Origin of the sequence: Bradyrhizobium sp. CCBAU 53338 (assembly GCF_015291665.1) — a bacterium.
In the GTDB taxonomy this organism is placed as follows: Bacteria; Pseudomonadota; Alphaproteobacteria; order Rhizobiales; family Xanthobacteraceae; genus Bradyrhizobium.
This window is the reverse complement of the sequence record NZ_CP030049.1, coordinates 726,419-739,978: the sequence shown is the minus strand read 5'-3', so window position 1 is coordinate 739,978 and position 13,560 is coordinate 726,419. Positions and strand designations below refer to the sequence as shown.

At 61.9% G+C, this 13,560-nt stretch carries 13 protein-coding genes and 1 pseudogene; 5 read left to right on the top strand and 9 right to left on the bottom strand.

Annotated features, from left to right (window positions below; translation table 11 throughout):
* Positions 1–41 precede the first annotated feature (41 nt).
* The 4 genes and pseudogenes from XH90_RS37640 (at position 42) to XH90_RS37625 (ending at position 2,662) form a co-directional block, all read left to right on the top strand.
* Positions 42–821 (top strand): SDR family oxidoreductase, encoded by a 780-nt coding sequence (locus XH90_RS37640; RefSeq protein ID WP_128929642.1) that lies wholly within the window; start codon positions 42–44, stop codon positions 819–821.
* Between the two features lie 27 nt (positions 822–848).
* A complete protein-coding gene (locus tag XH90_RS37635; protein ID WP_128955087.1) occupies positions 849–1,793 on the top strand; it encodes a VOC family protein in 945 nt (314 codons plus the stop codon).
* 229 nt (positions 1,794–2,022) lie between these two features.
* Entirely contained in the window at positions 2,023–2,268 is a 246-nt protein-coding gene (locus tag XH90_RS37630) for a type II toxin-antitoxin system VapB family antitoxin (protein WP_128929644.1), read from the top strand.
* Positions 2,268–2,662, top strand: a pseudogene (locus XH90_RS37625) (type II toxin-antitoxin system VapC family toxin). The gene XH90_RS37630 and the pseudogene XH90_RS37625 overlap by 1 nt, the downstream one beginning before the upstream one ends.
* Before the next feature lie 423 nt (positions 2,663–3,085).
* Here XH90_RS37625 and XH90_RS37620 read toward each other — a convergent pair.
* The 7 genes from XH90_RS37620 to XH90_RS37590 all read right to left on the bottom strand — a co-directional run bounded on the left by XH90_RS37620 (position 3,086) and on the right by XH90_RS37590 (position 10,304).
* A complete protein-coding gene (locus tag XH90_RS37620) occupies positions 3,086–3,391 on the bottom strand; it encodes a hypothetical protein (protein ID WP_164933838.1) in 306 nt (101 codons plus the stop codon).
* 818 nt (positions 3,392–4,209) lie between these two features.
* Positions 4,210–5,148: an ABC transporter substrate-binding protein gene (locus tag XH90_RS37615; RefSeq protein ID WP_128929645.1), complete on the bottom strand. Its 939-nt coding sequence runs from the start codon at positions 5,146–5,148 to the stop codon at positions 4,210–4,212.
* Positions 5,145–6,239 (bottom strand): LLM class flavin-dependent oxidoreductase, encoded by a 1,095-nt coding sequence (locus XH90_RS37610; RefSeq protein ID WP_128929646.1) that lies wholly within the window; start codon positions 6,237–6,239, stop codon positions 5,145–5,147. The genes XH90_RS37615 and XH90_RS37610 overlap by 4 nt, the downstream gene beginning before the upstream one ends.
* Before the next feature lie 28 nt (positions 6,240–6,267).
* Positions 6,268–7,440 (bottom strand): acyl-CoA dehydrogenase family protein, encoded by a 1,173-nt coding sequence (locus tag XH90_RS37605; RefSeq protein WP_128929647.1) that lies wholly within the window; start codon positions 7,438–7,440, stop codon positions 6,268–6,270.
* Positions 7,434–8,216, bottom strand: coding sequence for an ABC transporter ATP-binding protein (locus tag XH90_RS37600; protein ID WP_128929648.1), 783 nt, complete (start codon positions 8,214–8,216; stop codon positions 7,434–7,436). Before XH90_RS37600 ends, XH90_RS37605 begins: the two co-directional genes overlap by 7 nt.
* A complete protein-coding gene (locus tag XH90_RS37595) occupies positions 8,210–9,226 on the bottom strand; it encodes an ABC transporter permease (RefSeq protein ID WP_128929649.1) in 1,017 nt (338 codons plus the stop codon). The genes XH90_RS37600 and XH90_RS37595 overlap by 7 nt, the downstream gene beginning before the upstream one ends.
* The gene (locus XH90_RS37590; RefSeq protein WP_128929650.1) at positions 9,204–10,304 is read right to left on the bottom strand and encodes an ABC transporter substrate-binding protein; all 1,101 of its coding nucleotides are present in this window, start codon (positions 10,302–10,304) and stop codon (positions 9,204–9,206) included. The genes XH90_RS37595 and XH90_RS37590 overlap by 23 nt, the downstream gene beginning before the upstream one ends.
* Positions 10,305–10,781: 477 nt before the next feature.
* Between XH90_RS37590 and XH90_RS37585 the strand changes: the two genes are divergently transcribed.
* On the top strand, positions 10,782–11,762 hold the full coding sequence (locus XH90_RS37585; protein WP_128929651.1) for an ABC transporter substrate-binding protein: 981 nt from the start codon (positions 10,782–10,784) through the stop codon (positions 11,760–11,762).
* 213 nt (positions 11,763–11,975) lie between these two features.
* On the opposite strand, the gene XH90_RS37580 is transcribed toward XH90_RS37585, so the two are convergent.
* Together XH90_RS37580 and XH90_RS37575 are read right to left on the bottom strand one after the other, a co-directional pair.
* Positions 11,976–12,266 carry a WGR domain-containing protein gene (locus tag XH90_RS37580; protein WP_232995584.1) on the bottom strand — a complete coding sequence of 97 codons (291 nt, stop codon included), beginning with the start codon at positions 12,264–12,266 and terminating at the stop codon, positions 11,976–11,978.
* Positions 12,267–12,598: 332 nt separating this feature from the next.
* On the bottom strand, positions 12,599–12,916 hold the full coding sequence (locus XH90_RS37575; RefSeq protein ID WP_128929652.1) for a hypothetical protein: 318 nt from the start codon (positions 12,914–12,916) through the stop codon (positions 12,599–12,601).
* Positions 12,917–13,560: the final 644 nt, after the last annotated feature.

Below are 13,560 nucleotides of genomic sequence, written 5' to 3'. Positions count from 1 at the left end.
TTAAGTCGGGCAAGTCAAATAATATATTGTTTGGAGCCGAAATGGACCTCGGTTTGGCGGCTAAACGGGCCCTCGTATGCGCGTCCTCTAAGGGGTTGGGTTTTGCATGCGCGACTTCGCTCGCCCGCGAGGGCTGCGAAATCACACTGAACGGCCGGGATGAGGAGCGCCTTCGCCTGGCCGCAAAGTCCATCGAGGCCCTCGCGGGTAAGCCAGTGGCGTTCGTCCAGGCGGACATCGCGGAAGAATCGGGTCGCCAAACGGTTATCGAGGCCTGTCCCGAACCCGACATCCTCATCAACAACAATCACGGGCCGGCGCCCGGAAATTTCCTCGAGTTCGGCCGCACGGAGTGGTTGGAGGCGATCGAGCAGAACATGCTCGCGCCCCTTCACTTCGTAAAAACCTTTCTTCCTGGAATGCGGGACCGGAAGTTCGGGCGGATCATCAATATCACGTCTGCCATGGTGAAGGCGCCGCATCCCAAGATGGAACTCTCGTCAGGCGCGCGCGCCGGGCTCACGGCGGCCTGCAAGTCGCTTGCCCGGCAATACGCCGCCTACAACGTCACCATCAACAACATGCTGCCCGAGCGCATCGATACCGATCGTCAGCGCTTCATGGCGGAAAGGATGATGTCGGAGCTGGGAATATCGCTTGAAGAGGCACGCACCAGGATCGCCGACTCGCTTCCGGCGAAGCGATTCGGAAAGCCAGAAGAATTCGGGGATGCCTGTGCCTACCTCTGCAGCGTACAGGCGGGCTTCATCACCGGCCAGAATCTTCAACTGGACGGCGGCTCCTACCCCGGCCTGATTTGAACGAAAACCAATACAAGGGAGGACTTGATGGCGATACCGCGACCCGTATTTCGTCCACCGTTCAACATGACCCGAGCAAGCCATGTCGTGCTCGCGGTGAAAGACCTGAAAGAGAGCAAGCGCTTCTACGTCGACGCGCTCGGATTCGTAGTCAGCAGCGAAGACGAAAACCGCCTCTACCTCCGAGGACTCGAAGAAGGTTGCCATCATTCCCTCGTTCTGGAACAGGGCGGCAAGCCGAGCGCGCAACACATTGGCTTTCGCGTTCTGACCGAAGAGGATTTGGATGCTGCAGAAGCTTTCTTCCGGGATCTAGGTCATCGTCCGACCTGGGTCGAGGTACCTCATCAGGCTCGTACGCTGCGTGTTTCCGACGCCGCGGGTGTTCCTCTCGATATTTGCGCCTCCATGGAAACGAGGCCTCGTCTGATCTTGCAATCCAGCCGTTTTAGCGGCGCCTGTCCGCAGCGGCTCGACCATTTTCAGATTTTGACACCACACGTGGACCGGGCGCTCGAATTCTACACTCGTCTCGGATTCAGACTGTCGGAGTACATTACGCAGGACGGATCGGAAGAACCGAGCTTCGTTTTCCTGCAGAGAAAGGGCAATCCGCACGACATAGTGTTCGCCCCAGGTCCGGGCCCAGGACCTCTCCTTCATCACGCCGCCTTCACCATCCCGGAGACCTACCATCTCATGTTCATCTGCGATCTGCTCGCCGAGATGGGCTTCGGTAGGTCGGTGGAGTACGGCCCGGCGCGCCATTTCGCTCCCGGATATGCCCGCTTCGTTTATCTCCGCGACCCGGACGGACACCGCATCGAACTGTTCAACACTCACTACCAGACGATCGACATCGAGGACGAACCGCTCAAATGGGAGATGGCGAAGGTATTGGCCGGTGGATGGGGCCCCCCTCCTCCCCAATCGTGGATGACCGAGGCAGCTCCGTTCGGCGCGGCAGAATAGTCCGGCCAAACTGGCTGCGGCAGAGGGCCACCGGCTATTCCGAATAGTACCTCTAGAAGAGGCGCACCCGGGTGGAATTCAGGACTGAAAAGCTAGAGCGACGCGAGGTTAACCATCAGCGCGCCGACTGCCTGCGTCGGGAGCTCGGTGATCAACTTGGAGCCCTAGCCTTCAAAGGGTGTATCCGACGTGCTATATAATGATACACGGCAACGGCTAGAGGATCCGGATGGCTTTCCATATTAAGAATCCTGATACTGACGCGCTGGCCCGCAGGATCGCGGCGCTCAAGAAGATCGGCCTCACCGAGGCCGTGCATACGGCGCTCACCCATGAGCTGGAGCGTGAGCAGGGTAAGCCTACCTTGGTCGACTTGGGCGTACAGTTCTGTCGCGATCTCCGGGCCAGGGGCAATCCGCAAAAAAGTAGGCCGGCAGACAAGGTGTTTCGCGACGGCCTTTACGAAGTTGACTGATGTTTATCGATGCCTCGGCGTTGACCGCGATGTCGATCGATGAAGACGAAGCGCGGGAGCTGTTGACGCGCCTTCAACAAGCGGCCGCGCGTTGACACTCGCCGCTGGCAGTGTGGGAGGCGGTGATCGCCGTAGCCCGAATACTTGGTCTTCCAATCTCGGACGCTAGCGAAGCAGTCGAGAGCTATCTGGCGCTAATGGAAATCAAGATGGTGCAAGTGCCGCCCGAAACGGCCCGGATCGCGCTCGACGCCTTTGACCGTTAAGGCAAGGGCCGACACCCAGCACGGCTGAATTTCGGGACTGTTTTGCTTATGCATGCGCCTGCCATTTAGGAGAGCCTTTGATGTTCAAAGGCACCGATTTTCCGCAGACTAATATTGAAGCTGCATGATGCCGTCCGCGCAGGAGTGCTCACGGCAAGTGTAGGCCAGGACGAGAGCTACAAATCCCGGTCAACGACCGGCCAGTGACTGGAAAGGGCAGGTGGCTTTCCGAAGAACGCGGGCAGTCTCATCTTCTTCCCGAAGAGTGGTGCATTGACTTCCAGAGCGGACGCGCCACCCTAGACTCCGTCGAGACAGAACTGTTGCAGCTCTCCCGAGTTTCCAACTCGTTCACCTCCGCGGTGGCTCATAAATATGCGCAAAACGCCTGTCGGAATACACATTCGACGCAACCATGGATGCCATCATGGAGCTCGACATGCTCACGACGGCGTTTGTCGTAGCCTATGTGCGTCTGCATCAGGGCGGAAACGGCAGCGGATTCGATCGCCATAACCTTCCTTAAACGTTTCACAAAGTTCATGATGAAATCATCGAGATGCGCAACAAGATTCGCGCATAAAGACAGCCACCTTCACGAACTCATGGGGCTCGATTTTTATGGCGAACGCTTCTTTCTTAAATGCGGCGGAGAGGATGAAGGAGGCTGCATCCGACAAGTCCGCATTGCACGATGACGTCGACCGAGGAGAGCAAAGTGAGGAATTCAAGCGCATCACCGGCGCAGCTAGTGAACGATCGGAACGACCATGCTCGGCGCTGCCGCCGAGCATCTGAGGACCGAGGTCAAATTGACCGGCATTTAGGGCAACCGGGTGCAACGCTGCCATGTCCAAGCGGCACGCCGCCTATTCGCTGGATAGTTTCGATTGTCGCACGGTCGAACGACGCCTCCTATGTCGCGACGCCGGCGGTTGTAACCGCGACACGGATTTATCACGGTAAGCGCCTTGAAGGATCAGCTCGGTTTCCCGCGGGCACCCGTGTTGGAGCGCCGATGGCGTGGCGGCCTTCCCCGATCCCGTGTTCCTGCCGACTCCGCGCTCATTTGCGGAGCACACCTACCGACATGCCAACAGGCGGCCATTTCGCAGCGATGGGAGAGCCAAAGCTGATGCTGGCCGACTTGCGAGCTATCAACGGCAGAGTCTTGGGAGAGCGCTGCTAAAGTCGGAACTCTCGCTTTCCGAAGCGCGGCGCATCACGCTTGCGGCCCAGGGCTTCAATATCCCTCGTCGCGGCGGAGCCACCAGAGCGGCGCGGCTACAACGAGCGATCAAGCGGCTCTGCCTGCTTCAAGGGGCCCATTGGTTCAGCGTTGTTTGCTCGTCCACCTGCGGCAGAGACATCGTCGATGTCCTATCTCTTGCGACGCCGCCTTCGACAATTCGCGGACAGCTATAAGCATGACCTCACTGGAAGCCCACCGAAGGCATGCCATTCACCACCAGAGGGCCAACATCGACCTTGGTTGACATGAGAACGATCTCGGCAACTGGGATCTTTCCGTCACCGATGTCGCACAGCGCCAGCGTGCGAGCCACATTTCCGAGACAAATTGCTTGACCTAATGCGCGAGCGCGCTATCCGCGATAGTTGCTTCGTGTCGGCGGCGGCTGCTACGGAGCACCACGCATATTCTCGCAAAGAAGCATCAGAACCCCGCCTTTCCGATCGCATCAGCAAACGAACGATCGACGATCTCCGCCGCAACCAGCTTCTGCTTGATGAGGCCCCAGCGGAAATACAGATCAATCGTGCCCTGCTCGTCCGCAACCACGCCGTCGTCGATCGGCGCGATCCGGATTTTTGCGCGCGAGAGCCAGTTCTGCGGTACTGATGTCGGGATGTTCATCCACTTGCCCCAGGTCGCGGCATAGCTGTCGATATTGTTCAGCGACCACGCGCGCGCCGCGGTGAGGCGACGGATGAAGTCGTTGAGCTCGGTGCGCTTGTCCCTGATGGCATCGGATCGCGCCACCTGGAAGCTGAGGCCCGGCGTCAGGCCTTCCGAGGTGATGATGCGGCGCGATTTGAACAGCACCTCTTCCTGGCTGACGTACGGCTCCCAGGTCGACCAAGCATCGACCGAACCTTGCGTGTAGGCGATTTTGGCATCGGACGGCGCCAGGAATGCGATCTGCACGTCACCGGCACTCCAGCCGTTCTTTTCGAGCGCGGCCAGGATCAGCTGATGCCCGATCGAGCCACGGCCGGTCGCGATCTTTTTACCGCGCAGGTCGGCGAAGGTCTTGATCGCCGAGCTCTCGGGCACGAGGATCGCGAGCCCCTCGCGCGTCTGCCGGATCGCGGCGATCGCCTTGACGGGCGCGCCGGAGGCGGCGGCGAAAGTGAAGGGCGCGTCTCCGACCAGCCCGGTCTCGATCGCGCCGGCGCTGAGCGCTTCCAGCAGCGGCGCCGCGGCCGGAAACTCCTTCCATTCGATCTTGTAGGGAACGTCGTTGAGCAGGCCCGCGGCTTCCATCACCGCCCGCGCATTGCCCTTCTGGTCACCGACGCGCAGCGTCGTCTGCGCGCTGGCGAGACCGGCGCCCGCAAGGGCGAGCGCCAAAGCAGCGATGAGCCGGATCATTCCGCCGCGATGCCCCGTTGCTGGTCGCGTGTCGCGATCAGCTTGCGCGTCAGCGGGATCAGCTCGCGGCCGTAGTCGATGGCATCGGGCAGCGGATCGAAGCCGCGGATCAGGAAATGGCTGACGCCAAGATCATAATAATCGGCGAAGACCTCGGCGACCTGCTCGGGCGTGCCGACCAGCGCGGTGGTGTTGCTGTTGGCGCCGGTGAGCTTTGCGATCTCGGTCCACAGCCGCTTGTCAATGCGCGCGCCCTGGTCAGCCAGCGCCAGGAGCCGCTTGGCGCCGTCGGTGGCGTGGTTTGGCCGGCGATAGCCGGTCTGGTCCTGGAGCGCAGTTGCGCGTTCGAGGATGTGCTCCGCCTTCTGCCAGGCCTTCTCCTCGGTCTCAGCGAGGATCGGCCGCACCGACAGGCTGAAGCGCGGACTCGGCCGCCCGTGTTTCGCAGCCGCTGCGCGCACCCGCGCCGTGACGTCGCGCACCTGCGCATAGGACTCGCCCCAGAGCGCAAACGTGTCGGCATACTTGCCCGAGACCTCGATCGCGGCATCCGAGCCGCCGCCGACGAAGGTGTAGATGCCGCCCTTCTGCAGCGGCTTCACCTGGGAGAAACCGTTCTCGACGGTGTAATATTTGCCGCTGTAGTTGAACGGCTTTTCGCTGGTCCATTCCAGCCTGACCACGTCGAGGAATTCGCTGGTGCGGGCGTAGCGTTCGTCCTTGTCGTCGAAGGTGTTGCCGTCCTGACGCAGCTCGGCGGCATTGCCGCCGGTGATGACGTGCAGCGAGACGCGGCCGCCATAGAGCTGGTCGAGCGTGGCGAGCTGGCGCGCCAGCAACGTCGGCGCGGTGAAGCCCGGCCGCTGCGCAATCATCACCTTGAGCTGTTTGGTGATGGTCAGCACATGCTGGGCAACTTGCAGCGCATCCGGCGTGGTGGAATGAAACGCGAGCAGCGCGCGGTCGAAACCGGCAAGCTCATGTGCTTTTGCCACCGTCTCGATATAAGCGGGATCGAGGATCGGTCCCTGGCGCACGATGGTCTCGGAAGCATTGCTGTTGGCGATAAAGCCGATGAACTCGACCGACATGATAATCTCCCTGTTGTTTTCGGAAAGGCTAGAGGCCCAATGCGGCGCGGCCGAGGCCGGTGCGCGTGGCATCGTCCTGCGGCGTGTGCACGCGCCCGCACAGGACATCGCGATAATGCCGCTCCAGCGGATTGCTGCGGGATAGGCCGTGATTGCCGGTCAGCGACAGCGCGTCCTCGACCGCGGCGACCGCATTGTTGGTGACCGTCAGCTTGATGACGTTGGATTCGCCGTTGGAGAGATCGACGCCGTCGTCGAAGTCGCGGGCGAAGGTGTCGAGCAGCCGAGCATTAACCGCGAGCCTGGCCTCGATCGCACCGAGGATTTCCTGCGCGCGCGGCAGCGTGGCAAGCGGCGCGCCGAGGCTGGCGGGCACGCGCTGCTTCAGGAACTGGACGAACCAGTCGCGCGCCGCACGGGCAATACCATCATAGATCGCGGCGACGAAGACGGTGTGGACGGTCGCCTGCGCGACGTCGGGGGCGCGCCAGTCGGCGGGCTTGCGGACATCGACCTCGGCGTCGAGCGGGATCACGACGTCGTCGAAAATGACGTCATGGCTGCCGCTGGCGCGCAGGCCGTGATGGTCCCAGGTCTCGACGATCCGCGTTCCCGGCAGGCCTGCCGGCACCAGGAACTGGCCCACCCGCGGCTCGGCTTCGTCGGTCCGCGCCCATACCAGATACCATTTCAGGATCGGCGCGCCGGTCGAGTAGATCTTGTGGCCAGAGAGCCGCCAGCCGGTCTCGGTGCGGCGGGCCACTGTCGCCGGCAGGCCGCCCCGCGCGGGCGAGCCGAGTTCGGGCTCGACCCGGAGCGCATTGATGAGCGCGAGGCCCTCGACGCTTTCGCGCGCAAGCTTGCGCGACAGCCGCGCCGGCCAGGTCGGGCTGCGCGCCATCACCAAATGATTGATGTAGTGCATCGACAGCACCAGCGCGGTCGACGGATCGGCCTTGCCGATGATGCCGAGCACACGCGCGGCATATCGTGCGCCCGCGCCGGCCCCGCCGAGAGCCGCCGACACCGTCAGTGACAGCAGGCCGGCTTCGGAGAGCTCGCGAAAGTTCTGGAAGGGAAAGCTGGCGGCGCGGTCGTGCTCGGCTGCGCGCACGGCAAAGCCCGGCGCAAGCGCCTCGGCGCGCGCGATATAGTCGGGTTCGCCATGCGCCACCCGTCCCTGAGCGATAGAAGTCACCATGTTGCATCCAATCCCAGCAGGCCAAGAATCTGGCGGCGCAGGTCCGCAAGATATGGATCGCCGCGATGGCGCGGATAGGGACGGTCGACGCGGATGTCGGCCTTCACGCGCGCCGGACGCTCGCTGAAGACGATGACGCGGTTGGCGAGCACCAGCGCCTCCTCGGCATCATGCGTGACGAGGAGCGTGGTAAAGCCCTTGCGCTGCCACAACGAGACCAGCTCGGCCTGCATGGTGATGCGGGTCAGCGAGTCGAGCTTGCCGAGCGGCTCATCCAAAATCAGGATCTTGGGATCGTTCACCAGCGCCCGCGCCAGCGCCACGCGCTGCGCCATGCCGCCGGAGAGCTGGTGCGGATAGGCATTGCGGAACGACGACAGTCCGACGAGATCGAGCGCATCATCGACACGCTGCCGCTGGCTCTTCAGAATGCCCTGGGCTTCGAGGCCCAGGGCGACGTTGTCCCAGACCGACCGCCAGGGAAACAGGGTCGGATCCTGGAACACGACGACGCGTGACGGATGCGGCCTGACGATGCGGACTTCGTCCTCGCGCAGACTTCCCGCCTTGGGCTTGTCGAGCCCTGCCACCAGCCGCAGCAAGGTCGACTTGCCGCAGCCGGAAGGCCCCAGCAGCGCGACGAACTCGCCGGGCTCGACGGCGATGCTGACATCGCTCAGCACCGGCAGCGCGGCGCCGTCGATGTCGAAGGCATGGCCGACCTGCTCGATGTCGAGCGCGGCACCGGCGGCCGGATGCACGATTGCCTCTACCATTTCACGGTCCCCTTCTGCCAGACCAGCAGACGGTCGCGGATCGCAAACAGCAGCGTGATCGCGCCGGAGCAGAGCAGCGACATCACGATCAGCGCCGCATACATGTTGGCATAGGCAGCCCAGCCCTGCGCCCATTGCAGGTACCAGCCGAGACCGGCCTTTACGCCGATCATCTCGGCGACGACGAGCACGGCAAAGGAGGCGCCGAGCCCCATGAACAGCCCAACGAAGACGTGCGGCAGCGCGGCAGGGATCGCGACCTTCAGCACCAGGAAGGACGGTTTTTCCCCGAGCGTCCGCGCGACATCGTAATAAGCACTGCTGACACTCGCGACGCCCGACCATGTCAGCACCGTGACGGGAAAACCGGTCGCGAGCGCGATCAGAAAGGTCGACGCGCTCCAGCTCGAGGGGAAGGTGAAGAACGCGATCGGCAGCCAGGCGGTTGCCGGCAGCGGCCCGATGAAGCGCAGCACCGGGTGCACCCAATAGCCGACCGCGCGCGACCAGCCGATCGACACCCCCGTCAGGAAGCCGACCGCAGCGCCAATGATGTAGCCGCCGAGCTGCAGCTTGACCGAGGCGAACAGGCTGTCGAGCAGCTTCGGCAGATCGTCGGTATAGACCTCGATGATCGCCTGCGGCGGCGGGAAGAACGGCAGCGGCAGCCAGGCAAACTTGGCGGTCGCGACCTCCCACAGCGTCAGGAACGCGCCGAGCGCGATGAGCCAGGGCGCGCGCTGGCGCAGCGCCCTGCCCGCCGTGCCCAGATAGTCGGCGCCGACGGTCCCGAACAACACGACCGCGGCAATGACGAGCGCCGCGATGCCGAGCGAATGGGTGCGCGACCAGTCGCCGACATCCTCCCACCACAGGCAGGAGAGGCCGAAGGCAATCCACGCGATGCTGGCGAAAACCCCGGCGCCGGACTCGCGCACCCAGCTGGCAAACGCCGTCGTGGTCCGCGGCGCGCCGGAGGCGAGCCCGTCAGACAGAGAATACGTCGACATAGATGCGCTCCGCGAATTTGGTCGTATCGGTGCTCTGCTTGAAGACCTGCACGCTCTTGAGATCGTCGGCGTAAGCCTTCAGTTCGCGCTTGAGCACCTCACCGGTCGGATGATGATGGTGGGTGTGGTAGCGCACCATGCCCTCGATATCGGCGAGCGTTGCGGCCTTCGGTGCGTAGGGCTGGAATGACTTTGCCGCGACGGCCGGATTCTGCGAGGTGAACATGGCGGCGTCGAGCAGCGCCTGAGTGATCGCACGCGCGACCTGGGGTTCTTCGCGAACCAGCGAGCCGCGCAGGCCGACGATGCAGCAGCTCTTGTCGCGATAGTCGCCATCGAGGTTGGAGGCGACCTCCCTGTACTGGGTGTCCTTGAGCCAGAGATAGGCAAGCGGGTCGGACGACAGGAAAGCCTGCACCTCGCCCTTCTGGACCGCAACATCGAGCAGATTGCCGGGATAGGCGCGCCAGTCGACGTCCTTGTTAGGATCAATGCCGAGTTTTGCCAACTGGATCGAGAAGAAGTTCTTGTCGGGACCAGCGAGATCGCCGACCGCACCGATCTTGCCCTTGAGATCGGCAAGCTTGTTCACGCCGGAATCGGCGCGGCTCAGCACGCGCATGCAGCCGCCATGGGTGCCGGCGGCGATCTTGACGTCAAAGCCCTGCTCGAGCGGTTTCAGCCAGCGCAGCGCCATGCCGAGACCGGCATCGCTCTTTCCGGTCGCGATGGCCTCGAGCAACTGGTCGGTCGAACCGGAATAGTTGACGAGCTCGACATCGAGATTCTGCTTCTGGAAGAAGCCGTGCTCGATCGCAACAGGCAGCGGCGCAAGGCACACCGCGCCGGCATTCCACGAGAGCTTTAGCTTGCGCGGGGCTCCCGTGAGCACAGGACCGTCCGCGGCCGTGCGGCATAGCGGGAATTCCGAGAAGTCTATGCCAGGCGCGGGCGCCTGCGGCACAAACGCCTGTGCGCCCAGGGCGCCGAACGGGGCCGCAAAGGCCGCCGCCAGTCCCGCCTGAAGCAAATGACGCCGGTCGAGGCTCGATCCGTTGCGCTTAATGTCGTTTCCCATCAGCCCCACTCCTGAGTTGGCACGCTCCGCCATCGGCACAACTGTTCGCGTTGCGGATGTTCCTGAGGGAGCTGCGTAGAGAGAATATTTTTCGCGGGTCGCTTCCTGCGTCCACGTTGATGCGATGTGCAAATCATGCGGCGCGGGTACCGCATCGTCAATGAAATGGAATTTCGAATCTGGCGCGATGCGAAGTCATTCTCTCCATCGGCACACGCAACAACGATGAAACGATTTTCGCTGACGCATCGGCTCCCAGGCAGCTTCACGACTCTGCGAGAGGATCACTGTCACCCAGTCTGAGGCATGCGCACGCCGCTTTTCTGAAAAGCACACATTCATTGAAATGTCCTTGCTCATCGCGCGCGCAATACGGTTGGCCATTTCATTGACTGCGTATCACGCGGTCATAGACTTGATCGTCTCGCCGCATCACGCGCCCACGTGTCGTAACAGGCAAGCAACAAGACAGATCACATGAGCATCAACTCTTCGGACCATTCGATCACGCACCGCCTGGCGGCCTCTCTGTTCGCCGCGGTCGTCACCTTGTCGACGGCAGCCGCGTCGTTCGCGGCCGATACAGTCGTGCTGCGCGTCGGCGACCAGAAAGGCGGTAAACGCTCGCTACTCGAGATCTCGGGTTATGCGAAGGACCTGCCTTACAAGATCGAATGGTCGGAATTCCCGGCGGCAGCTCCCATTCTGGAAGCGCTCAACGCCGGCGCGCTCGACGTCGGCTACACGGGCGATCTGTCTTTCCTCTCCGTCTATGCAGCGGGCGCGCCGATCAAGGCGATCGGCGGCACGCGGTCGGATGCCAAGACGCAGGCGATCCTGGTTCGTCAGGATTCACCGATCAAGTCGGCCGCCGACCTCAAGGGCAAGCGCCTCGCTGGTACGCGCGGCGGCTGGGGCCAGTTCCTGATCGATGCAACCCTGGAGAAGGCGCAGATCAAGCTGGACGAGGCGACCTTCGCGCCTCTCGGCCCTGTCGATGCCAAGGTGGCACTGGTGGCGGGGTCAGTCGACGCCTGGGCGGTGTGGGAGCCCTATGTCTCATTCGCGACGTTGAAGGACAAGGCGCGCGTCATCGCCGACGGCGACGGCCTGACGCCGACCATCACCTTCATCGTCGCCTCCGACAATGCCATCGCCACCAAGCGCGCCGCGGTTCAGGACCTCGTGCAACGGCTGAACAAGGCACGGCTGTGGTCGCTGGACCATATTGCGGAATACGCCAGGAGCACGGCCGAGCTGACCAAGCTGCCGGAGGACGTGCTGATCTCGGCCTACACCGCGCAGCGCACCAGCCCGATTGTGATCGACGAGGGCGTGGTGAAAGAGGTGCAGGAAGCCTCCGACCGCTCGACCCGCTACGGCATCCTGCCGAAGACGCTCGACGTCAGCAAAGCCGTCGACCGCAGCTTCACGGCTGCTGCGGCGGGATCGAATTAGGTTGGCTCAGGTGGCGGCCGTCCGGACGAACATCACCACCGATTCGCTTGAACGCGGGCGCAAAGACGCAGTGTTCGAGCTATCGGGACCTTGAGAAGGGCTCCAACTTCATCTCGATGTTCCGACTTCAAACCAGGATAAGGTAGCTTGACGTAGAGAGCGGAAAGCCTTCCTGATGAGCCTCGATCACGGCGAAGGTACGCTATTGTTGTACTATGGAATACTGCAATTCTCGGAATAGATTCGAAATACCTTCGGATTACTTTGACATACTTTAATTGGAGATTTTCTCCAGATCAGACCGCTTGCCGCACGTCGCAGCCGGCTCCAAGCGAAAGTGCCGCTGTACGTAACCACGACGGGTCTTGCGCTTGAACCAGGACTCAAGCGCCTCTGCACGTGCCCATCGAACAGATCGAGCCGCCGTTGGCCGTGCCCACCGAGGCGGCCCCATTCGCGCACCAATGCTGTATCGCCAAACAGCGTCGGCTCGATCGTCAGCACGTAGAACTTTGCGGGCTTATTGCACGGTGAGTTCGGACATGCGCCAGAATCGCAATTCCCGAATCAACCGTCCAATTAAATAAGTGAATCGACCAGGGCCGACGATTCAGAAATTTCATAACGGCATTTGTGGCAATCGCTGCTGAGCTCGCGATAGGTGACCGAGGCGAAGCCCGCAAGCTCCGGGCCTGTCGGACTTCAACGAAAACGGCGAACGCACCGCGAAACAGCGCCGCGGGTACGACAGGCACGATTTTCTGAACTGCCCCGGGCAAGCGCTGGATCAAGATCATGGCGCCCCTACTCTTCATCTACATCACTGAATATCTCGATCAACGCTCCGGAGATCTTCGGCGAAGATTTGAAAGTTTCGCTTCGCCGCGGGGAGGCCGCTGGTCCTCATCCTCGTAGATCATCTCGTCCATCCGGCGCAAAGCCGTTGACAACGCCGCTTGCAACGCGTCATCGTCCCAAAAATACTTTGCGGCGGCCTCGAGAGAATCGCGAAAGTCACGATACATTCCTGCCTGATCGCTCGAGCTGTAACTTCTTCGCGTGCGACCGACCGACGCACCAAGGTCGGCAAGCCATTCCCATTTCACGTCGGCGCAGAGCCGTTCGAATTCGTCAGAAGGCAACAGTGATCGCACACGTCCATCCTGGAAAATCGACTCGTCGAAGCATTCCAGCGTATTCCCGTATCTCCCTCATCAGGTTTCAATGTCCTCTTCGGACAAAGGACGATTTGTTTGAATCGGGCAAGCAAGCGGATGTTATTGCCGTCAGCCATCGGAATATGCAGGGGAACTACCAAATCTCTGGGCGCGCCTCGACGAAAGTGCGCAGAAATCTTCATCACAGCGCTCGGCTAGGAAGTAATGAAGGACGCTATTGATCGGCACGTCCAATAGTACCTTCTGCGCTCTATGGCGTTCTGACGCATCGACATCGCTGCGACGTCCGCAAAACACGTACGCCAGCAGTCGCTCGGATTTGGCTCCGGGCAGGTATATCTCGACGAGGTCGGGGCCTCCCGCGACGAATAGGCATCCGCGATCGTCGGATGACGAAAGGTCCACCTGTCGCCTTCCTCGTGCTCGGCTATAGCAAGGTCATCCAGCGCGCCAAGAGACGATATCGCCGCGATCATCGATTTGCCGGAAGCCGGATCCCGCGAAGCAAGACGAACCGGTGATCCAGCAGCGCTTCCACGCTCCGTCTATGCGCGTCCGTGGTCGCGAAGCAGCGCAGATTTGTCGCCCATCGCGCCGAGTAGATGTCATGCCTGAAGATA

Bases quoted from the DNA above. Each gene is read 5' to 3' on its own strand.
- XH90_RS37640 (WP_128929642.1), top strand. From the start codon at position 42: ATGGACCTCGGTTTGGCGGCTAAACGGGCCCTCGTATGCGCGTCCTCT.
- XH90_RS37635 (WP_128955087.1), top strand. From the start codon at position 849: ATGGCGATACCGCGACCCGTATTTCGTCCACCGTTCAACATGACCCGA.
- XH90_RS37630 (WP_128929644.1), top strand. From the start codon at position 2,023: ATGGCTTTCCATATTAAGAATCCTGATACTGACGCGCTGGCCCGCAGG.
- XH90_RS37615 (WP_128929645.1), bottom strand. From the start codon at position 5,148: ATGATCCGGCTCATCGCTGCTTTGGCGCTCGCCCTTGCGGGCGCCGGT.
- XH90_RS37610 (WP_128929646.1), bottom strand. From the start codon at position 6,239: ATGTCGGTCGAGTTCATCGGCTTTATCGCCAACAGCAATGCTTCCGAG.
- XH90_RS37605 (WP_128929647.1), bottom strand. From the start codon at position 7,440: ATGGTGACTTCTATCGCTCAGGGACGGGTGGCGCATGGCGAACCCGAC.
- XH90_RS37600 (WP_128929648.1), bottom strand. From the start codon at position 8,216: ATGGTAGAGGCAATCGTGCATCCGGCCGCCGGTGCCGCGCTCGACATC.
- XH90_RS37595 (WP_128929649.1), bottom strand. From the start codon at position 9,226: ATGTCGACGTATTCTCTGTCTGACGGGCTCGCCTCCGGCGCGCCGCGG.
- XH90_RS37590 (WP_128929650.1), bottom strand. From the start codon at position 10,304: ATGGGAAACGACATTAAGCGCAACGGATCGAGCCTCGACCGGCGTCAT.
- XH90_RS37585 (WP_128929651.1), top strand. From the start codon at position 10,782: ATGAGCATCAACTCTTCGGACCATTCGATCACGCACCGCCTGGCGGCC.